We start from the raw sequence: 20,456 nt of genomic DNA, 5'->3' as shown, positions 1-20,456 counted from the left end.
GCGGTGGTAGCATCGCGGCGAGGGCCGCAGCTGGCGCGGCCGCCCGCGCGAGGCGAGCGAACGATGACCATGCCTTACTATGGCGAGCTACAGGCGGCGCTGGGTGATTCGGCCTCCGGGAGCATGGCTGCGGAAGCCCACGGCACGCTCTGCGGGCTGCTGTGTGCCGGCGCCGAGGACGTGCCGGAAGCCTGGATCCACAACACCCTGGCCGACGTCGAGGAGTACAGCTTCGGCGCTGCCGGGGATGCGCGCGCGCTGCTGGAAACGCTCCACCAGTCCACCGTCGCGGCGCTCGCGGGCGACCAGATGGGTTTCGCACTCCTCCTGCCCGACGACGACGCCCTCCTGGATGATCGCGCCGCGGCGCTCGCAGCCTGGTGCAATGCCTTCCTCTACGGCCTGGCGATGCGGGGCCTGCGCCCGATGGAGGAGCTGCCGGACGAACTGCGCGAAATCCTCGCCGACTTTGCCGAAATCGGCCGCGCCGGAGTGGCGGAGGAGGAAGCGGAGGAGGTTGGCGAGAGCGCCTACGCAGAGCTGGTGGAATACGTCCGGGTGGGCGTGCAGATCGTGTTCGACGAGTGTCGCGCGCCGCGCCAGGCCGAGTCCGCCGCGAGTCTCCACTAGCGCCCCGCTCCGCCGGGCGTGCCACCGGTTATCATGGTCGGCGACTCCCAAAGACGCAGGATATTTCCGCCGATGAACCAGAAGGAATTTGCCCGCCGGCGCCGGCAGCTGATGCGCATGATCGGCAAGGGGGGCATCGCCATACTCCCCGCGGCGCCGACCCGCGTGCGCAATCGCGACACCGAGTACGCCTACCGCCAGGACAGCGATTTCCATTACCTGACCAACTTTCCCGAGCCGGAGTCCGTGGCGGTGCTGATGCCCGGCCGGCCCCACGGCGAGTACGTGCTGTTCTGCCGCGACCGGGATCCGGAACGCGAGACCTGGGACGGCTACCGTGCGGGGCCGGAAGGCGCGGTGCGCGAATTCGGCGCGGACGACGCGTTCCCCATCTCCGACATCGACGACATCCTGCCGGGCATGCTCGAGCATACCGAGCGCGTCTACTACACCATGGGCCTGAGCGCGGATTTCGACCAGCGCCTGCTGGGCTGGGTCAACCAGCTGCGCGCAGCGGCCAAGCGGGGCGTGACGACTCCAACGGAGTTCGTCGCCCTCGATCACCTGCTGCACGACATGCGGCTGTTCAAGAGCCGCAGCGAGATCACGGTGATGCGCAAGGCGGCGCAGATCGCCGCCTCAGCCCACGTGCGCGCCATGCAGGCCTGCCGGCCCGGGAAGTGGGAATACGAGATCGAGGCGGAGTTCCTGCACGAGTTCCGCCGCCACAATGCCACGACGTCCTACCAGCCCATCGTCGGCGGCGGCGCCAACGGCTGCATCCTCCATTACGTGGAGAACAAGGACCAGCTCGAGGAAGGCGAGCTGCTGCTGATCGACGCCGGTTGCGAGTATGAAAGCTATGCTTCCGACATCACGCGCACCTTCCCGGTCTCCGGCCGCTTCAGCCCCGAGCAGCGGGCGCTGTACGAGGTCGTGCTGGAGGCCCAGCTGGCCGCCATCGACAAGGTCCGGCCGGGCAACCACTGGGACGACCCGCACGACGCTGCGGTGCGCGTGCTGACGCGCGGCCTGGTGAAGCTCGGGCTGCTCAAGGGCCGCGTGCCGACGCTGGTGAAGAACGGTGAGTACCGGCGCTTCTACATGCACCGCACCGGCCACTGGCTTGGCCTGGACGTGCATGACGTCGGCGATTACAAGGTGGGCGAGGCCTGGCGCCTGCTGGAGCCCGGCATGGTGCTGACCGTCGAGCCGGGCCTGTACATCGCGCCCGGCAGCAAGGGCGTAGCGAAGAAATGGTGGGGCACGGGGATCCGTATCGAGGATGACGTGCTCGTGACTGCCGACGGCCCGGACGTGCTGTCCGCCGACGCCCCCAAAGACCCGGAGGAGATCGAGCGCCTGATGCAGGCCGCCTGAAGCGAATGAGCGCACGCGCAGACTTCGACATCGTCATCGCCGGCGGCGGCATGGTCGGCGCGTCGCTGGCCCTGGCGCTGGCCGGATTGCCGCTGCGCACGCTGGTGATCGAGGCGACGCCGCCCGCCGACGCTGCCCAGCCCAGTTACGACGATCGCGCCACCGCTCTGGCGGAGAGCAGTCGGCGCATCCTCGAGGGCATCGGGTGCTGGGCAGAGCTGGCGCCCGCGGCGGCGCCGATTCGCGAGGTGCATGTTTCCGAACGCGGCGCCTTCGGGGTGACGCGGCTGCGCGCCGTCGAGCACGGCCTGGCGAGCTTCGGCCACGTGGTCGAGAACCGGGCGCTCGGCCAGGCGCTGTGGCGCAGGCTCAAGCTACAGGCGGGCGTGTCGGTCCGCGTGCCGGCCCGCGTGACCGGGCTCGCACAGGACGAAGGTGGCGTCACGGTGACAGTGGATGCCGGCGACGGCGGCACGACGGCGGTCCGTGCGCGGTTGCTGGTGGCGGCCGACGGCGCGCGCTCCCCGACCCGGACGCTCGCAGGCATCGAACACGAGACCCGCGACTACCACCAGGTGGCCGTGATCGCCAATCTCAGCCCGGCGGAAGACCACGGCGGCACGGCCTTCGAGCGCTTCACTTCCAGCGGCCCGCTGGCGGTGCTGCCGCTGGCTCGCGGTCGCGTCACCATCGTCTGGACGCTGCCGCCGGAGCGCGCCGCGACCGTTGCGGCGCTCGACGACGACGCCTTCCTGGCGGAACTGCAGCGTGCCTTCGGCTACCGCCTCGGCGTGTTGCGCAAAGTCGGCCGCCGCGCCAGCTATCCGCTCTCCCTGGTGCAGGCGCGCGCCTGGCATGCAGGACGCGTGGTGCTGGCGGGCAACGCCGCGCACGGCATCCATCCCGTCGCCGGCCAGGGCTTCAACCTCGGCCTGCGCGACGCGGCGGCCCTGGCGGAGCTCGTGGCGCGGCACCCGGCGGATCCGGGGCAGGCGGCCGTCCTGGAGGAGTACGCGGAATGGCGCGAGGCAGACCGGGCGCGCACGGTGCGCGATACCGACAGCCTGGTGCAGGTTTTCACCAGCGAACTGGCGACGCTGCGCGCCGGGCGCCGCCTGGGCCTGGTCGGTCTCGACCTGCTGCGGCCGGCGCGCGCCATGGTGGCGCGGCGTGGCATGGGTCTCGCCGGACGCTTGCCGCGCCTCGCGCTCGGGCGGAGTCTCGGGCCGTGAGGCGAGGCAGCGACGACATCGCAGTGGTCGGCGCCGGCATGGTCGGTGCGGCGGCTGCGGCGCTGCTGGCGCGCGCCGCGCCGGGGACGCCGATCGTGGTGCTGGACGCTGATGCGCCGCCGCACTGGAGCCCCGACGACGAGCCCGGGCTGCGGGTCTCGGCGCTCTCCGCTGCAAGCCAGCGCGTGCTCGCTGCCTGCGGCGCCTGGGACGAGATCGCGGCGGCGCGGATCAGCCCTTACGCCAGCATGCGGGTGTGGGACGGCGAGGTGCCTGCCGGGGGTCCGGGCGCGATCCGCTTCGACGCTGCGGACATTGCCGAGCCGGTGCTAGGCCATATCGTCGAAAACGAGCTGGTGCGCCTGGCGCTGCGCAACGCGCTCCTGCAACTGGACAACGTGCGGCTCCTCGACGGCGCCCGGCTCGAGAGCCTGGTGCTGGACGGAGAGCGCGCCGAGCTGGGCGTGGCAGATGGACGCCGCCTGCAGGCACGACTGGTGATCGGCGCCGACGGTGCGGCATCGCCCTCGCGCGCCCTCGCCGGGCTCGAGGTGCGCGGCCACGACTACGAGCAGCGCGCGGTGGTGTGCAATCTGCGTTGCCAGCTGCACCACGGCGAGACCGCCTGGCAAAGGTTCCTGCCGAGCGGGCCGATCGCCCTGCTGCCGCTGGCGGACGGCCGCGTATCCATCGTCTGGTCGACGACGCCCGAGCATGCGCAGCGGCTGCTGGAGATGGACGAGGAGAGTTTCCGGGCGGCAGTGGCCGAGGCCAGCGACGGCTGCCTTGGTGAAGTCATCGCGGCCGGGCCGCGTGCGGCATTCCCGCTGCGCATGCGCCATGCGCCCGTGTACACCCGGGCGCGCTACGCGCTGGTCGGCGATGCGGCGCATACTGTGCATCCGCTCGCCGGGCAGGGTGTGAACCTGGGGTTCCTGGATGCCGCGGCGCTGGCGCAAGTCGTGGCCGCGGCGCTCGCCGCCGGTCGCGACCCGGGCGACCCGGCGCTGTTGCGGCGCTACGAACGCTGGCGCAAGCCCGAGAACCTGCTGTCGATGCGCGCCTTCGACGGCATCAACAGCCTGTTCAGCAACGCCAATCCCGGGCTCGGCGCCGTGCGGCGCGCCGGCCTCACGCTGGTCGACCGGCTGGCGCCGCTCAAGGGCGTGTTCATGCGCCGTGCCATGGGGCTCGAAGGGGACCTGCCCGCGACCGCGCGTGGCGTCGCCTGAGCAGGAAGAGATTTCGCAACGGAGGACCATGACCATGCCGAGGCAGGAGATGGAACAGCTGCTGGCCGAGCTGCGCAAGCAGGTGGCGGGCTCGCGTGAGCTCAGCGCGGGCCAGCGGGCACGCATGGAGGCCTTGCGCGAGCAGATCGAGGAACGGCTGGCCGCCGACGAGGTGCCGCCGGAAGAGGGACTGCGGGAACAGTTGCGCGAGCAGATCGACGAGTTCCAGCGCAGCCATCCGACGCTCACCATGGTGCTCGGCCGCATCCTGGACGCGCTCAACAAGATGGGCATCTAGGCGCGATGCAGGTCCGGCCTTTCAACCAGCCGGCGCCGCGACTCGGGAACCAGTACGACGAGGATCGCGTGCTGCGCTCCGTGCTGGCGCGCCGTTTCGGCGGCGAGGTGCCTGCGGCGGTGGCGGAGCCCCTGCGGGAAATGGGCCGGCTCGCTGGCGGCGAACTCTACCAGGCCCAGCTGGACGACCGGCTGAACGAGCCGCGCCTGGTGCAGTGGGACGCCTGGGGCAATCGCGTCGACGCGATCGAGCTGTCGCCGCTATGGCGCCGGGCGGAGCGACTGGCGGCCGAGTACGGGCTGGTGGCCACGGGTTACGAGCCTGGGCATGGCGCCTTGGCGCGCACCGTGCAGTTCGCCCTGGTGCACTTGTTCCACCCCTCCACGGATCTCTACAGCTGCCCGCTCGCCATGACCGACGGCGCGGCGCGGACGCTGCTCGAGTCCGGCAACCAGGCGCTCATCGAGCGCGCAGTGCCGCACCTCACCAGCCGCGATCCGGCCCGGTTCTGGACCAGCGGGCAGTGGATGACGGAATCCACCGGGGGTTCGGACGTGGGCGCCTCGGAGACGGTGGCGCAACGTGACGGCGAGCGCTGGCGCCTGTGGGGCCGCAAGTGGTTCACCTCCGCCGCCACCTCGCAGATGGCGCTGACCCTGGCGCGCCCCGAGGGCAATGGTCCCGGCGGGCGTGGGCTGGCGTTGTTCTATGTCGAGACCCGGGATGACGCCGGCCGGCTCGACGGCATCGAGGTGTTGCGGCTGAAAGACAAGCTCGGCACGCGCAAGGTGCCGACGGCCGAACTGGTGCTCGACGGCACGCCCGCCGTCGCGGTCGCCGGAGAGAGCGACGGTATCCGCCGCATCGTGCCGATGCTGACCCTGACGCGGACCTGGAACAGCGTCTGCGCGGCGTCGTTCATGCGTCGCGGCGTGGCGCTGGCCATGGACTACGCGCGCCGGCGCGAGGCCTTCGGCCGGCCGCTGGCGCGCCAGCCGCTGCACGTACAGACGCTGGCGGCAATGCAGGCAGAGTACGAGGCGGCGTTTCACCTCTGTTTCGAACTCATTCACCTGCTCGGCCGCGCCGAGCACGGCGAGGCGGGCGAGGACGAGCGCGCGCTGCTGCGCCTGATGACGGCGTTGACCAAGCTGACCACCGGGAAGCAGGCGGTGGCGGTGTCGACCGAGGCCATCGAGTGCTTCGGCGGCGCCGGCTACGTGGAGGACACCGGCCTGCCCGTGATCGTGCGCGACGCCCAGGTGCTGCCGATCTGGGAGGGCACGACCAACGTGCTGTCGCTCGAGCTGCTCAAGGCCTGTGGCGACGGCGTGTCGCTGGAGGTGCTGCGTCGGCGGCTGGCGCGCTGCGCCCGCGCCGGCACGGACGATCGCCTCGTCGCTGCCGCCAGCGTCGCGAACGCGGCCGCTGACCGCGCGCTGGCGTGGTACCGGCGCGCGGCAGAGTCCGGCCCGGAGGCGCTGCAGGCGCAAGCGCGCGGCTTCGCCCTCACCCTCGGTCGCGCCACGGCGCTGGCGCTCATGTGCGAACACGCACAGTGGTCGCTGGACCATGAACAGGACGCGCGTGCGCGCGCCGCGGCACTGGCTTTCGCCACCACGCGCATCGACCTGCTCGACGCCATCGAGCCGGACGACGCCAAGCTACTCGTCGAGTAGGGCGTCGACCTTGGCGGCGCAGATGAAGTCGTTCTCCGACAACCCCTTGATGGCGTGCGTGGAGAAGCGCACCAGGCAGTGACCCCAGCCGACCTCGAGGTCGGGATGGTGGTTCTCGCTGTTGGCGATCCAGGCCACGGCGTTGACGAAGCCCATGGTGCGATTGAAACCCTTGAAGAGGAAGTCGCGGCGAATCTCGGTCGCGTCTTCGTTCAGCGTCCAGTCGGCGTGCAGGCGACCCAGGAACTCGCGGGCCTCGGTCGCGGACATCGGCTGCAGTCCTCCTTCGCAGGGAACGCAGTGCTTGGCAGTGAGATCGCTCACGGGGTGCTCCTCGGTGCAGTGTTGAGCTTCAGGCGGTGGCCGCTTCCTTGGGCGGAAAGGCCGGCGGATGCATGCCCATCTTCCTCGCTTGCTCGATCAACCCGAGCAGGTCCATTTGCGCCACCTCGAACAGGGTGTCGAAGCTCTCGATGACGAAATAGATGGGCTGGTAGATGTCGATACGGTACGGCGTGCGCAACACGTCCAGCGGGTCGAAGGGCTTGCGCTGCGGTTCGGGACTTTCCAGCGCGTAGGTGGTCTCGCCGCTGGAGGAAACGACGCCGGCGCCATAGGTACGCAGACCTTCGTCGGGCCGATGGATGAGGCCGAACTCGACGGTGAACCAGTACAGTCGCGCCAGCATGGGCCGGTCTTCCTTGCGCGCCGCGGCGCCCGCCTTGCCGTAGGCATGCGTGAAGGCGGCGAAGCGCGGGTCGGTGAGCAGCGGGGTGTGGCCGAAAATCTCGTGGAAGATGTCCGGCTCCTGGAGGTATTCCATCTCGTCGCGGCGGCGGATGAAGCTCGCGGCCGGGAAGCGCTTGCTCGCCAGGAGGTTGAAGAAATCGGTGAAATTGATGAGCGCCGGCACGGGCGCCACCTCCCAGCCGGTGTGTGCACGCAGCACGCGACTCACGTCCTCGCACTGGGGGACACGATTTTCCGGCAGGTCGAGCCGGTCCAGCGCTGCGATGTATTCGGCGCAGGCGCGCCCGGGCAGCACCTTTTTCTGGCGCGTGATCAGTTCGTGCCAGACCTGGTGCTCTTCATCCGTGTAGTGGATGTAACCGTTCTCGTCGGGGACCTTGGCAACGTAGTTCGTGCCCTTGCCCATTACATGCTCCAGGTGGTTTCTATGCGCATGATTCTACCGGGGGGCGTGCGTGGCGCGCATGCCGCGCCGCGACAAGAGCGTTTGAGCGGCTTATGTCACGCCTTGCGCGGATAACGGCGCTCGACGTAGTCATCCACCATCGCCTGGAACTCCGCGGCGATGTTGTCGCCCTTGAGCGTGACGTCCTTCTGCCCGTCCACGTACACCGGCGCCACCGGCCGTTCGCCGGTGCCCGGCAGGCTGATGCCGATGTTGGCGTGCTTGCTCTCGCCGGGGCCGTTCACCACGCAGCCCATCACCGCGACGGTCATCTCTTCCACGCCATCGTGGCGCTTTTTCCATTCCGGCATGCGGTGGCGCAGGTGCGACTGGATCTGCTGCGCCAGCTCCTGGAAGAAAGTGCTGGTGGTGCGCCCGCAGCCCGGGCAGGCGATGACCATGGGCGTGAAGGACCGCAGGCCCATGCTCTGGAGCATCTCCTGCGCCACGATCACTTCCTGCGTGCGGTCGCCGCCCGGCTCGGGGGTCAGCGAGACGCGAATGGTGTCACCGATGCCTTCCTGCAGCAGCACGGCCATGCCGGCGGTGGAGGCGACGATGCCCTTGCTGCCCATGCCTGCTTCGGTGAGACCGAGGTGCAGCGGATAGTCGCAACGCGCGGCGATGTCGCGGTAGACGGAGATCAGGTCCTGCACCCCGCTGACCTTGCAGGAGAGGATGATGTGATCGCGCGGCAGCCCGAGCTCGACGGCGCGCTCGGCGCTGTCGAGGGCGGACCGGATCATCGCCTCCTGGGTCACGGCGCGGGCGTCCAGCGGTTCCGCCAGCTTCGAGTTCTCGTCCATCAGCCGCGTCAGCAGGTCCTGGTCGAGGCTGCCCCAGTTGACGCCGATGCGCACCGGGCGATCGTTGCGGCACGCCACTTCGATCATGGCGGCGAACTGGGGGTCGCGCTTGGAGCCGCGGCCGACGTTGCCCGGGTTGATGCGGTACTTGGACAGGGCCAGGCCGCACTCCGGCACCTCGGCCAGCAGCTTGTGGCCGTTGAAGTGAAAGTCCCCCACCAGCGGCACATTCAGGCCCATGGCGTAGAGGCGCTCGCGCACGGCGGGCACCGCGGCGGCCGCCTCGCGGGTGTTCACCGTGACGCGCACCACCTCCGAGCCGGCCCGGGCCAGTTCCGCCACCTGGCGCACGGTGGCCTCGATGTCGGCCGTATCCGTGTTGGTCATGGACTGCACCACGATCGGGGCGTCGCCGCCGACGCGGACGTGGTCGACCTTGACCTGGAGGCAGGGGCGCCTGCGTACGGGGTTCATGCCTGTGGACTCCGACAAGAGAGGTTTCGGGGTGGCAATGATCCCCGCCTCGCGGCGCACTCGCAAGGGAGGCATTGCCTCGGGTATCATGCGCCCTCCAACGTTACAGTCCCTGGTGGAGAGACCCCGGCCGGAACGGCCCGGGGCGCCGAAGGCGCAAGCACCGCCCGGAAACGCTCAGGCAAAAGGACGCCGGGGACGAGTTGGCTCTGGAGAGCGGCCCGGCAAGGGCCCACCGAAGGTGAGCGGTACCGCGTTGCGTCGCGGCACTGAATCTCTCAGGTAACCGGACAGAGGGGCGGCGGGCGGCGCCGGCTGTCATGCTGTTGGGTTGCGGGAGATCGAGCGCGATGGGCGAGAAGACACCACTTCATTCCGAACACGAGCGCCTCGGCGCGCGGATCGTCGATTTCGGCGGCTGGGACATGCCGCTGCACTACGGTTCGCAGGTCGAGGAGCATCATGCCGTGCGCGCCGAGGCCGGCATGTTCGACGTCTCCCACATGACCGTGGTCGATATTGCCGGCGCAGACGCCGGGCCATGGCTGCGCCGCCTGCTGGCGAACGACGTGGCGCGGCTGCAGGCCCCGGGCAAGGCGCTGTATACCTGCATGCTGAACGAGGACGGGGGGGTCATAGACGACCTCATCGCCTACTATTTAGCGCCGGAACGCTACCGGCTGGTGGTCAACGCTGCGACACGTGCCAAGGACCTGGACTGGATGCAGCGCCAGGCGGCAGGCGTGGCCGTGAGCGTGACCGAGCGGCCGGAGCTGGCCATGGTCGCCGTACAGGGCCCCGCGGCGCGCGAGCGCGCGATAGCGCTGCTGCCGGAGGCGGACCGGGAGGCGGCGCTGGCCCTGGCCCCTTTCACCGCGATGCCTTGCGGTGAACTGTTCGTGGCGCGCACCGGCTACACCGGCGAAGACGGCTGGGAGATCATCCTGCCGGCGGCGCAGGCCGTCCCCACCTGGCAGGCGTTGCTGGCCGCCGGGGTGCGTCCCTGTGGCCTCGGCGCCCGCGACACCCTGCGGCTGGAAGCGGGCATGAACCTGTATGGCCAGGACATGGACGAGACCACCACGCCGCTGGAATCCGCGCTGGGGTGGACCGTGGCCTGGGAGCCGGCGGAGCGCGATTTCATCGGCCGCGCGGCGCTGCAGGCGCAGCGTGACGCCGGCCCCCCGCGCAAGCTGGTGGGCCTGCTGCTGCAGGACCGTGGCGTGCTGCGCGCGCACCAGCGGGTGGTCACCCCCGCGGGTGACGGCGAGGTCACCAGCGGCAGTTTCGCCCCGACGCTCGGCCGCTCCGTGGGTTTTGCGCGCATCCCGGCCGGCGCCGGAGAACAGGTCGAGGTCGACATCCGCGGCCGTCTCCTGCCCGCCCGCGTGGTGCGACCGCCCTTTGTGCGCAACGGCAAGCCCCGCATCCAGCTCGACTGAACCCCCGTCAGACGCCCAATAATTCAAGAGGCCCGCCATGAGCAACATCCCCTCCGACCTCAAGTACACCCGCACGCATGAATGGCTCCGGCAGGAGGACGACGGCACGTTCACCGTCGGTATCACCGACCATGCGCAGGGTGCGCTCGGCGACCTGGTGTTCGTCGAGACGCCGGAGACGGGCCGTGGGCTCGAGGCGGGCGAAGCCTGCGCCGTGGTCGAGTCGGTCAAGGCCGCCTCGGACGTCTACAGCCCCGTCGCCGGCGAGGTCGTGGCCGGGAACGAGGCGCTGGCAAGCCAGCCCGAGCTGCTCAACACCGATCCCTACGGCGCCGGCTGGATCATGAAGATCCGTCCCGCCGCCGAGGCCGAAACCTCTGCGCTCATGGATGCGAAAGCCTACGAGGCCACGCTCGAAGACTGAGCCCGGGGCGCTGCGCGCTTCCCTCCGGAGTTAAACCATGCCTTTCATTCCCCACACGGAAGACGACATCCGCGAGATGCTTGCCGCCATCGGTGTCGGCGAGATCGAGCAGCTGTTCGACGAGATCCCGAGCGGCCTCAAGGTCGATTCACTGCCCGGCGTGCCCGCGGCGCTGGGCGAGATGGAGATCCAGCGGCTGATGCGCGAACGCGCGGCGCAGGACGCCGGCCATCTCAACTTCATCGGCGCCGGCGCCTATGAGCACCACATCCCGGCGGCGGTGTGGGAGATCACCACGCGCGGCGAGTTCTACAGCGCGTATACGCCCTACCAGGCCGAGGCCAGCCAGGGCACGCTGCAGCTCATCTACGAATACCAGTCGATGATGACGGCCCTGACCGGCATGGACGTGTCCAACGCCTCGCTGTACGACGGCGCGTCGGCCATGGCGGAGGCCGCGCTGATGGCGGTGCGCGCGCACCGCGCCTCGAAGTCGGCGCGCATCCTGGTGCCTGCCACGGTCAACCCGGCCTACCGGCGCGTGGCGCACGCCATCGCCGGCGGCCAGGGGCTGAATTTCGAGATCGTGCCGTACGATCCGGACACGGGTACGACCGCGCTGGAGGCCCTGGAGCCGTGGGCGCAAGAGGACATCACGGCGCTGGTGATCCAACAGCCGAACTTCTTCGGCGGCTACGAGGACGTGGCGGCGCTGACCGACTGGGCGCATGCGCGCGGTGCGCTGGTGATCGCGGTGGTGAACCCGACCAGCCTGGCGCTGCTGCAGCCGCCGGGCGCATGGGGCGAAACCGGGGCCGACATCGCCTGCGGCGAGGGCCAGCCGCTGGGCGTGCCGTTGTCCTCCGGCGGTCCTTACTTCGGCTTTCTCGCCTGCCGCGGCGCGCTGGTGCGCCAGATGCCGGGCCGCATCGTCGGCAAGACCGTCGACCTGGACGGGCGCGAGGGCTTCGCCCTGACCCTGCAGGCCCGCGAGCAGCATATCCGGCGCTCCAAGGCGACCTCGAACATCTGCACCAACCAGGGGCTGATGGTGACCGCCGCCACGATCTACATGAGCCTGCTCGGCGCGGAGGGCCTGGCGCGGGTCGCGGCCGCGTCGGTGCGCAACACGGCGGAGCTGGTGGGGCAGCTGGAGTCTCTGGAGGGCGTGCAGCGGGTGTTCCCCGGTCATTTCTTCCACGAGTCCGTGCTGCGGCTGGACCGGCCGGTGCGACCGGTGCTGGAGATGCTGGCGCGGCGCGGCATCCTCGGCGGCTACGACTTGTCGCGCGAATACCCCGAGCTGGGGAACGCGTTGCTGGTGTGCGCCACCGAGACCCGCACCGCCACCGATATCGAGACTTATTTCCAGGCGCTCAGCGAAGTGCTGCGCGAGGCACAGGTGGCCTGAGCGGCCGCCCGACATTCGAATCCATTGCGGAGTTAAACATGGCTACCATCACCCTGCAGGGCAACGAGATCCACACCGCCGGTGAATTCCCGCGCGTCGGCGGCAAGGCGCCCGATTTCACGCTTACCGACAGCGCGCTCAACGACGTTTCCTTGTCGCGCTGGATGGGCAAGAAGAAAGTCCTGTCCATCTTCCCCAGCATCGACACGCCGGTCTGCGCCCTGTCGACCAAGAAGTTCAACGACTACGCCCGTGAGCATGACGACACCGTGATGCTGATGATCTCGCCGGACCTGCCGTTCGCGCACAAGCGCTTCTGCGGCGACGAGGGGCTGGAGAACGTGGTCACGCTGTCGACCATGCGTTCGCCCGACTTCGCCCGCGCCTACGGCGTGCTGATCTCGGACAGCGCCTTCGCGGGCCTGACGGCGCGCGCGGTCGTCGTGCTGGATGAGAACGACACCGTGGTTCACGCCGAGCTGGTGCCGGAGATCGCCAACGAGCCGGACTACGAGGCGGCGCTGAAGGCGCTCGGCTGAGATGCGCGAGCCGCTGATCTTCGAGCATTCCCGTCCCGGCCGCCGCGCCGTGGCGCAGGCGCCGGCGACCGGGGTCCAGGCGGACATCCCGGCCGCGTTCCGCCGCGCTGAGCCGCCGCGCCTGCCGGAGGTCTCCGAGCTGGGCGCGGTGCGGCACTACACGCGGCTGTCGCGGCTCAACTTCTCCATCGACACGAACTTCTACCCGCTGGGCTCGTGCACGATGAAGTACAACCCGCGCGCCTGTAACACGCTGGCGTTGCTGCCTGGCTTCACCGGCCGCCACCCGCTGGCGCCGGAGTCCACCGGCCAGGGCTTCCTGGCCTGCATGTGGGAGCTGCAGGAAATCCTGCGCGAGGTCACGGGCATGAAGGCGGTGTCGCTGACGCCGATGGCCGGCGCCCAGGGCGAGTTCGCCGGCGTGGCCATGATCCGGGCCTACCACGTGGCGCGCGGCGAGTCGCATCGCAACGAGATCATCGTCCCGGACGCGGCGCACGGCACCAATCCGGCCACGGCCACCATGTGCGGCTGCAAGGTGATCGAGATCCCGACCTCGGCCGACGGCGACGTCGACCTCGAGGCGCTGAAGGCCGCGGTCGGTCCCAACACCGCCGGCATCATGCTGACCAATCCCTCCACCGTGGGGGTGTTCGACCGCAAGATCCTGGAGATGTCGAAGGTGGTGCATGCCGCAGGCGGCCTGCTGTACTACGACGGCGCCAACCTGAACGCCATCCTCGGCAAGGTGCGCCCGGGCGACATGGGCTTCGACGTCATCCACATGAACCTGCACAAGACCTTCTCCACGCCGCACGGCGGCGGCGGGCCGGGCTCGGGGGCGGTGGGCGTCAGTGAGCGCCTGGTGCCGTTCCTGCCGGTGCCCTTCGCGGTGAAGGAAGGCGAGCGCTTCCGCTGGGTCAGCGAGGAAGAACGGCCGCACTCCATCGGCCGCCTCTCGGCCTTCATGGGCAACGCCGGCGTGCTGCTGCGCGCCTACGTCTACGCCCGCATGCTGGGGCGCGAGGGCATGCCGCGGGTGGCGGAGTTCGCCACGCTGAACGCCAACTACCTCATGGCGCGGCTGCGCGAAAAGGGCTTCACCCTGGCCTATCCCGAGCGCCGCGCCAGCCACGAGTTCATCGTCACGCTGAAGCGCGAGGCCAAGGAGCTTGGCGTGACGGCGATGGACGTGGCCAAGCGCCTGCTGGATTTCGAGTTTCACGCGCCGACGACCTATTTCCCGCTGCTGGTGCCGGAGTGCCTGCTGATCGAGCCCACCGAGACCGAGTCGAAGGAAGTGCTGGACGCCTTCGTCGAGGCCATGGCGACGATCCTCGAGGAGGCGCGGACCGAGCCGGAGAAAGTGAAGGGCGCACCGTACACCACACCGGTGCGGCGCCTGGACGACGTGCGCGCAGCGCGGCAGCTGGACGTGGCCTGGAAACCGGACGCGGCATGAGCGCGCTGATCTGCGGCTCGATCGCTTACGACAACATCATGGTGTTCCAGAGCCGGTTCCAGGACCAGATCCTGCCGGACCAGATCCACGTCCTGAACGTTTCGTTCCTGGTGCCTGCCCTGCGCCGCGAGTTCGGCGGCTGTGCGGCGAACATCGCCTACAACCTGGGCCTGCTGGGGGAGACCGGCTACCCCATGGCCACGGTCGGGCATGATTTCGCGCCGTATCGCGAATGGCTCGGCGCGCGCGGCGTGCCGCTGGACTTCGTGCGCGAGCTGCGCGACAGCTGGACCGCGGTCGCCTACATCACCACCGATCTCGCCGACAACCAGATCACGGCATTCCATCCCGGGGCGATGCAGCATGCGCATATCAACGCGGTGCCGGCCCATGCCGGCATCCGCTGGGGCATGGTCTCGCCGGACGGGCGCCAGGGCATGATCGACCATGCGGAGCAGTTCGCCGCCGCCGGCATTCCTTTTATTTTCGACCCCGGCCAGGGCCTGCCCATGTTCGGTGCGGCAGAGCTGACGCGCTTCATCGAGCTGGCCGACGTGGTCGCGGTCAACGACTACGAGGGCAAGATGCTGAGCCAGCGCACGGGGCTCGACGATGAGCAGATCGCGGCGCGCGTCCAGGCCTACATCGTCACGCGCGGCGCCGAGGGCTCCACGATCATGGCTGGTGGCCGCCGCCACGACATCCCGGCGGCCGCGCCGGAGGCCGTGGTCGACCCGACGGGTTGCGGCGACGCTTACCGTGCCGGCCTGCTGTTCGGGCTGTTGCGCGGCGCCGACTGGGAGACCACCGGCCGTATCGCCGCCCTCATGGGCGCGCTCAAGGTCGAGTCGGCGGGCACCCAGAATCACCACTTCGCGCGCGAGGCCTTTGATGAACGTTTCAGCGCCAGTTTCGGGTACGAGCATGGCCTCTCTGGCTGAGCGCTTTGGCACGGCCCTGCTGTTGATCCTGGCGCTGGGCGCCGGACCGGTCCTGGCTGACGCCCTGCCGGGCGGCGAGGTCGCGGCGGAACCGGCGGACTGGCGCCGGACGCTCGAGCGCATCGCGCCCAGCGTAGTCACCATTCGCGTGGACGCGCCGCGCGCCTTCGACACGCACTGGAACATGTCCACCCAGGCCACCGGCTTCGTGGTCGACGCCGAGCAGGGCCTGATTCTGACTAACCGCCACGTGGTGACGGCCGGCCCGGTGGTGGCCGAGGCGGTGTTCCTGAACCACGAGGAAGTGGAGCTGACGGCGGTCTATCGCGACCCCGTGCACGACTTCGGTTTCTTTCGCTACGATCCGGCGCAGCTGCGCCACATCAGCCCGCAGACGCTGCCGCTGGCGCCCGAGGGCGCAGAGGCGGGACGCGAGATCCGCGTCGTGGGCAACGATGCCGGCGAGCAGATCTCGATTCTCGCCGGGACGCTGGCGCGCCTCGATCGTGAGGCGCCTTTCTACGGCCGCGGCCAGTACAACGACTTCAACACCTTTTACATCCAGGCCGCATCGGGCACTTCAGGTGGCTCCTCCGGCTCGCCGGTGATCGACATCCATGGCCGCGTGGTGGCGCTCAACGCGGGTGCCAACACCCAGGCGGCGTCCAGCTTCTTCCTGCCGCTGGACCGTGTCGTGCGGGCGCTGGAACACATCCGCAATGGTGAGCCCGTGCCGCGCGGCACGCTGCTGACCACTTTCGTGCACATGCCCTACGACGAGCTGGGGCGCCTCGGGCTCGATCCGGAAGTCGAGGCGCGCTACCGGCGGCTGTTCCCGGAGCAGAAGGGGCTCCTCGTGGTGCGGGACATTGTGCCGGGTGCTCCCGGCGACGGCCGTTTGCAGCCCGGCGACATCCTGCTGGCGCTGGACGGTCGCCCGCTGGCGACCTTCGTCGCGCTGGCCGAGGCGCTGGATTCAAGGGTGGGCGAAAGCGTGCGGCTCTCGCTGCGGCGCGGCCCGGCCGACCTCGAGATCGAGGTGGAAGTCAGCGACCTGCACGCCGTCAGCCCCGACGAGTTCCTGTACATCGGCGACGCGGTGCTGAACAACCTCTCCTACCAGCAGGCGCGCCACCTCAATGCGCCGCTCCACGGCGTCTACGTCGCCAATCCCGGCTACATGCTGATGGCCTCCGCAGTGCCGCGCGGCGCCGTGATCGTGGAAATGGACGGCCGGCCCACGCCCGACCTGGCGAGCCTGCGCGCCATTATCGAGGGCCTGCCGGACGGAACGCGGGTCACGGCGCGTTATTTCGAGTTCGACAATCCGCGCGGCACCCAGCTGCGCAGCGTGCGCATCGACCGGCGCTGGTTCCCGGCCGCGCATTGCCGCCGCAACGATGCGATCGGCGACTGGCCCTGCGAGCCGCTGGCGGATCCCGGTCCGCCGGCCCGCCAGGAGCCGGCTGCGACCAGCTTCCCGCCGGAGCGGGAGCGCCACCTGAAGGTGCTGCAGCCGTCCCTGGTGATGGTGAACTTCGAGATGCCTTATCCGATCTCGGGCGTCTCTGATCGTTTCTATTACGGCACCGGACTGGTGGTCGATGCGGCGGCCGGGCTGGTGGTGGTGGACCGCAACACGGTCCCGGAGACGCTCGGCGACGTGACGCTGACTTTCGCCGGCTCGCTGGAGATCCCGGGCACGGTCGAGTTCATGCACCCGCTGCACAACCTGGCGGTGGTTCGCTACGAGCCGGCGCTGATCGGCGACACGCCCGTGCGGGCGGCGACGCTGGCGCCGCGCGCGCTGGAGCCGGGCGAGGAGGTCTGGGTGGTCGGACTCAGGGGCGACCAGCGCCTGGCGTCGCAGTCCACCGAGGTGTCGTCCATCGATGCGCTGGTGATGCCGCTCTCGCGCACGCTGCGCTTTCGTGACGCCAACCTGGAGACGATCCAGCTGCTGAGCGGGCCGAGCGATTTCGACGGCGTTTTGTCTGACTCGCGCGGGCGGGTGCTGGGCATGTGGTCGAGTTTCGCCTTCGATGCCGGCCGCACCATCGAGCAGTCCAACATGGGTGTCTCCGCGGAGCTGGTCGCCGAGGTGCTGGCGCTGGCGCGGGGTGAGCGCGTGCTGCGTTCGCTCGAGGCCGAGTTCGCGCAGATTCCGCTCGCCAGCGCACGACGGCTGGGGCTGCCGGAGGCACTCGTGGCCCGCCTCGAGGCGCATGATCCCGAGCGTCGCCAGGTGCTGCAGGTGGTGCGCACGGTCGCGGCGACGCCCGCAGCGGAGCTGCTGCGCCCCGGAGACCTGCTGCTGTCCATCGACGGCCAGCTGGTGAACAGTTTCCGCGCGGTAGAGACGCTCAGCCAGGCAGAGTCTCTGGTGGTGGAAGTCTGGCGCCAGGACGAGCTGCTGACGCTCGAAGTGCCGACGGTGATCCTCGGCAGCGGCGGCGTCGACCGCATCGTCTCCTGGGCCGGCGCCGTGTTGCAGGCGCCGCACCGGGCCCTCGCCGCCCAGCGCAGCATCGATCCGACCGGCGCCCTGGTGGCTTTCCATGCCTTCGGGTCGCCGGCCAGCCGCAACGGCCTGGGCGGCGGCCGCCGTATCGTCGAGGTTGACGGCCAGCCCACGCCGGACCTCGACGCTTTCCTGGCGGCGGTTGCCGGACACCAGCACGGCGAGTCGGTGCGGCTGAAGGTGGTGAACTGGAATGGCCAGGTCGAGGTGGTGACCCTGAAGCTCGACCAGCGGTACTGGCCGACCTACGAGCTGCGACGCGGGCCCGAAGGCTGGCGCCGTATCGGCCCCTAGCCCTTCAGCGCCGTGGTGAAGCCGGACAGCGTATCCACGGGCGGCAGGCAGGTGGTGCCACGGCAGATCCAGGCGCGCGCCCCGGACTCGGGCGGCGTCTTTTCCGCCAGCGAGGCCGGCAGGCCGGCGGCGTCCGCCGGGATCTCGAGCACGAGGCGGCGCGGCGCATAGACCAGGCGTGCCGTGCGCGCCCACTCTGCGGGGCGGCGGCCCACGCCGCGCACGATGACGATCTCGGGCGGTGCCAGCTGTTCCTCGAGCGCGTCCAGCAGGGCGCAATGCAGCCAGGGCGCGCGCCGCAGTGCCGGCATGGCCGAGCGCACCGCGCGCTCGGCGGACGCCAGGTAGCGGGTCTCGCCGAGCAGGCAGCCAAGACGGTTCAGCGCCAGGGCAGCGATGCCGTTGCCGGCCGGCATGGCATCGTCCGCCAGCGGCCGCGGGCGTTCCAGCAGGGACTCGTGGTCGTCGGCGGTGAACAGGAAGCCGCCGCCCGCCGGGTCCTCGAAGTGCGCCAGCAGGATGTCAGCCAGCGCCACGGCGAATTCCAGCACCTCGGGGTTCCAGCGCAGCTGCAGGGACTCCAGCGCCGCGTCCAGCAGGTAGGCATGGTCGTCGAGATAGGCGCCGAGGCGCGCCGTGCCGTCTTTCCAGGTCGCGCGCAGGCGGCCGTCGACGAACATCTCGCGGCGCACGAAATCCATGGCGCGTTCCGCCGAGGCCGCCATGCCGGCATCGCCGAGGATGCGCGCGGCGATGCACATGCCGCGGACCATGAGACCGTTCCAGCCGGCGAGGATTTTCTCGTCGCGCCCGGGACGCACGCGCTTCTCGCGCGCCGCCAGCAGCTTGGCGCGCGCGGTGGCGAGCAGGGCTTCCACTTCCGCGCCGTCCAGGCCGCTGTGGGCGGCGAACTGCTCGGGAGTCATAAAGGTGTGCAGGTGCCAGCGGCCTTCGAAGTTGGGCCCATGGTCGAGCCCGTAGACGGCCGTGACGGCGGGCAGTTCGCTCGGCGCCAGCAGGCGCTGGATCTCCTCGCGCGTCCAGGCGTAGTAGCGGCCTTCCTCGCCCTCGGTGTCCGCGTCCAGCGCCGCGTAGTACCCGCCCTCGGGGGATTGCATCTCGCGCATGACCCAGCCGGCCGTCGACTGCGCCACGCGGCGGAACAGCGCCTCGTTGCTGACCGAGTGCGCCTGGGCGTAGAGGGGCAACAGCTGCGCATTGTCATAGAGCATTTTTTCGAAATGCGGAATCATCCAGTGCGCGTCCACGGCATAGCGGTAAAAGCCGCCGCCGAGCTGGTCGCAGACGCCGCCCTCGGCCATCTGCTGCAGGGTCGCGGTGACCATGTAAAGCGACTCGAGGTCGGGCGAGTCGCCCAGCGCCGTAGCGCGCCAGTGGCGCAGCAGTCGCACCAGGTTGGGCGGATGCGGGAACTTGGGCGCCTCGCCGAAGCCGCCATGTTCCGTGTCGAAGCTCTCGCCCAGCGCCCGGCGCGCCTGGTCGAGCGGTTCCCTGTCGAGCGTCTGCCCGGCGAGGTCGGTGCCGGCCGGGGCGCGCCAGATTTCCGCAAAAGCCTCCTGCACCGCGCCCGCGTGCTCGCGGATCTCGTCCTGGTGATCGCGCCAGTAGCCGGCAACCCGGTCCATCAGTTCGGGGAAACCGGGCAGCCCGTGGCGCGGCTCCGGCGGGAAATAGGTGCCGCCGAAGAAAGGCGCCTGGTCGTCGGGAGAGAGGAACATGGTGAGAGGCCAGCCGCCGTTGCGCTGGGTGATCATCTGGTGCGCCAGCTGGTAGATGCGGTCGAGGTCGGGACGCTCCTCGCGGTCCACCTTGATGTTGACGAACAGCTCGTTCATGCGCGCCGCGATCGCCGGGTCCTCGAAGCACTCGTGCGTCATGACGTGGCACCAGTGGCAGGCGGAGTAGCCGATGGACAACAGGATGGGCTTGCCCTCGCGCCGGGCGGCGGCGAGCGCTTCCTCGTCCCAGGGCTGCCAGTGCACCGGGTTGTCGGCATGCTGCAGCAGGTAGGGGCTGGTCTGGTCGGCGAGGCGATTGCGCATTTCGGTCATGAAGCTTCCGCAAGGATCCGGGACGGGGAGAGGGCGTAACTATACTCGACGCCGGGCGGGTCAGGCGCCGCCGCGCTGGATGCTGGTCGAGAACAGGTTGATCACCGCCACGCCGGTGAAGATCAGCCCGATGCCGATGACGGCCGGGGCGTCCAGCCGCTGGCCGAAGACCAGGTAACCGACCAGCGCAATCAGCGCCATGCCGGCGCCCGCCCAGACCGCGTAGGCGATGCCCACGGGGAGGGTGCGCAGCGTCAGGGCGAGGAAATAGAAGGCGATCACGTAAGCGACCACGACCACCACCGACGGGGCGAACCGCGTGAAGCCGTCCGAGCTCTTGAGGAAGGAAGTGCCGATCACCTCCGCCACGATGGCAATGCCGAGATAGATCCAGTGCGTCACGCCTTCATCCTCCAGGGAACGG

18 protein-coding genes and 1 riboswitch are annotated in these 20,456 nt (G+C 69.8%); of the genes, 13 read left to right on the top strand and 5 right to left on the bottom strand.

All coding sequences use genetic code 11. The annotated features are described in order from the left end of the window. Positions 1–63 precede the first annotated feature (63 nt). The 6 genes from G8346_RS09175 to G8346_RS09150 all read left to right on the top strand — a co-directional run bounded on the left by G8346_RS09175 (position 64) and on the right by G8346_RS09150 (position 6,451). A complete protein-coding gene (locus G8346_RS09175; RefSeq protein ID WP_166050427.1) occupies positions 64–630 on the top strand; it encodes a UPF0149 family protein in 567 nt (188 codons plus the stop codon). A 72-nt stretch (positions 631–702) separates the two neighbouring features. Beyond that, complete coding sequence (gene pepP, locus G8346_RS09170; RefSeq protein ID WP_166050426.1) at positions 703–2,010, top strand: Xaa-Pro aminopeptidase; 1,308 nt, start codon at positions 703–705, stop codon at positions 2,008–2,010. Between the two features lie 5 nt (positions 2,011–2,015). Further along, positions 2,016–3,242, top strand: a complete 1,227-nt coding sequence (ubiH, locus tag G8346_RS09165; RefSeq protein ID WP_166050423.1) for a 2-octaprenyl-6-methoxyphenyl hydroxylase — start codon at positions 2,016–2,018, stop codon at positions 3,240–3,242. Further along, positions 3,239–4,474 carry a UbiH/UbiF/VisC/COQ6 family ubiquinone biosynthesis hydroxylase gene (locus G8346_RS09160; RefSeq protein ID WP_370520576.1) on the top strand — a complete coding sequence of 412 codons (1,236 nt, stop codon included), beginning with the start codon at positions 3,239–3,241 and terminating at the stop codon, positions 4,472–4,474. The genes ubiH and G8346_RS09160 overlap by 4 nt, the downstream gene beginning before the upstream one ends. Before the next feature lie 28 nt (positions 4,475–4,502). Next, on the top strand, positions 4,503–4,772 hold the full coding sequence (locus tag G8346_RS09155; protein WP_166050420.1) for a DUF4404 family protein: 270 nt from the start codon (positions 4,503–4,505) through the stop codon (positions 4,770–4,772). Positions 4,773–4,777: 5 nt separating this feature from the next. Then, positions 4,778–6,451, top strand: a complete 1,674-nt coding sequence (locus tag G8346_RS09150; protein WP_166050418.1) for an acyl-CoA dehydrogenase family protein — start codon at positions 4,778–4,780, stop codon at positions 6,449–6,451. Here G8346_RS09150 and G8346_RS09145 read toward each other — a convergent pair. The 3 genes from G8346_RS09145 to ispG form a co-directional block, all read right to left on the bottom strand. Continuing rightward, positions 6,437–6,775: a 4a-hydroxytetrahydrobiopterin dehydratase gene (locus G8346_RS09145; RefSeq protein ID WP_166050416.1), complete on the bottom strand. Its 339-nt coding sequence runs from the start codon at positions 6,773–6,775 to the stop codon at positions 6,437–6,439. The genes G8346_RS09150 and G8346_RS09145 overlap by 15 nt on opposite strands. A 28-nt stretch (positions 6,776–6,803) precedes the next feature. Further along, a complete protein-coding gene (gene phhA / locus G8346_RS09140; RefSeq protein WP_166050414.1) occupies positions 6,804–7,607 on the bottom strand; it encodes a phenylalanine 4-monooxygenase in 804 nt (267 codons plus the stop codon). 95 nt (positions 7,608–7,702) lie between these two features. Continuing rightward, positions 7,703–8,926, bottom strand: a complete 1,224-nt coding sequence (gene ispG / locus G8346_RS09135) for a flavodoxin-dependent (E)-4-hydroxy-3-methylbut-2-enyl-diphosphate synthase (protein WP_166050412.1) — start codon at positions 8,924–8,926, stop codon at positions 7,703–7,705. 105 nt (positions 8,927–9,031) lie between these two features. Beyond that, a riboswitch (glycine riboswitch) is annotated at positions 9,032–9,129 on the top strand. A 147-nt stretch (positions 9,130–9,276) separates the two neighbouring features. Between ispG and gcvT the strand changes: the two genes are divergently transcribed. The 7 genes from gcvT to G8346_RS09100 are packed head-to-tail and all read left to right on the top strand — an operon-like array spanning position 9,277 to position 17,960. Next, the gene (gene gcvT, locus G8346_RS09130; protein ID WP_166050410.1) at positions 9,277–10,368 is read left to right on the top strand and encodes a glycine cleavage system aminomethyltransferase GcvT; all 1,092 of its coding nucleotides are present in this window, start codon (positions 9,277–9,279) and stop codon (positions 10,366–10,368) included. Positions 10,369–10,405: 37 nt separating this feature from the next. After that, on the top strand, positions 10,406–10,792 hold the full coding sequence (gcvH, locus tag G8346_RS09125; RefSeq protein ID WP_166050408.1) for a glycine cleavage system protein GcvH: 387 nt from the start codon (positions 10,406–10,408) through the stop codon (positions 10,790–10,792). Positions 10,793–10,829: 37 nt separating this feature from the next. Next, positions 10,830–12,203 carry an aminomethyl-transferring glycine dehydrogenase subunit GcvPA gene (gene gcvPA / locus G8346_RS09120; RefSeq protein ID WP_166050406.1) on the top strand — a complete coding sequence of 458 codons (1,374 nt, stop codon included), beginning with the start codon at positions 10,830–10,832 and terminating at the stop codon, positions 12,201–12,203. A gap of 38 nt (positions 12,204–12,241) precedes the next feature. Next, entirely contained in the window at positions 12,242–12,742 is a 501-nt protein-coding gene (gene tpx / locus G8346_RS09115) for a thiol peroxidase (RefSeq protein WP_166050404.1), read from the top strand. A gap of 1 nt (position 12,743) precedes the next feature. Then, on the top strand, positions 12,744–14,204 hold the full coding sequence (gene gcvPB / locus G8346_RS09110; protein WP_166050402.1) for an aminomethyl-transferring glycine dehydrogenase subunit GcvPB: 1,461 nt from the start codon (positions 12,744–12,746) through the stop codon (positions 14,202–14,204). Beyond that, the gene (locus tag G8346_RS09105) at positions 14,201–15,145 is read left to right on the top strand and encodes a carbohydrate kinase family protein (RefSeq protein WP_166050400.1); all 945 of its coding nucleotides are present in this window, start codon (positions 14,201–14,203) and stop codon (positions 15,143–15,145) included. Before gcvPB ends, G8346_RS09105 begins: the two co-directional genes overlap by 4 nt. After that, positions 15,129–17,960 (top strand): trypsin-like peptidase domain-containing protein, encoded by a 2,832-nt coding sequence (locus G8346_RS09100; RefSeq protein ID WP_166050397.1) that lies wholly within the window; start codon positions 15,129–15,131, stop codon positions 17,958–17,960. The genes G8346_RS09105 and G8346_RS09100 overlap by 17 nt, the downstream gene beginning before the upstream one ends. On the opposite strand, the gene G8346_RS09095 is transcribed toward G8346_RS09100, so the two are convergent. After that, a complete protein-coding gene (locus G8346_RS09095; protein WP_166050395.1) occupies positions 17,957–20,032 on the bottom strand; it encodes a thioredoxin domain-containing protein in 2,076 nt (691 codons plus the stop codon). The two genes, G8346_RS09100 and G8346_RS09095, sit on opposite strands and share 4 nt — an antisense overlap. A 60-nt stretch (positions 20,033–20,092) precedes the next feature. Beyond that, a complete protein-coding gene (locus tag G8346_RS09090) occupies positions 20,093–20,434 on the bottom strand; it encodes an SMR family transporter (protein ID WP_166050393.1) in 342 nt (113 codons plus the stop codon). Positions 20,435–20,456: the final 22 nt, after the last annotated feature.

Source organism: Thioalkalivibrio sp. XN279 (assembly GCF_011089885.1).
Classification (GTDB): Bacteria; Pseudomonadota; Gammaproteobacteria; order Steroidobacterales; family XN24; genus XN24.
The sequence above is the reverse complement of the archived record's forward strand: the minus strand, read 5'-3'. Positions and strand labels throughout refer to the sequence as shown.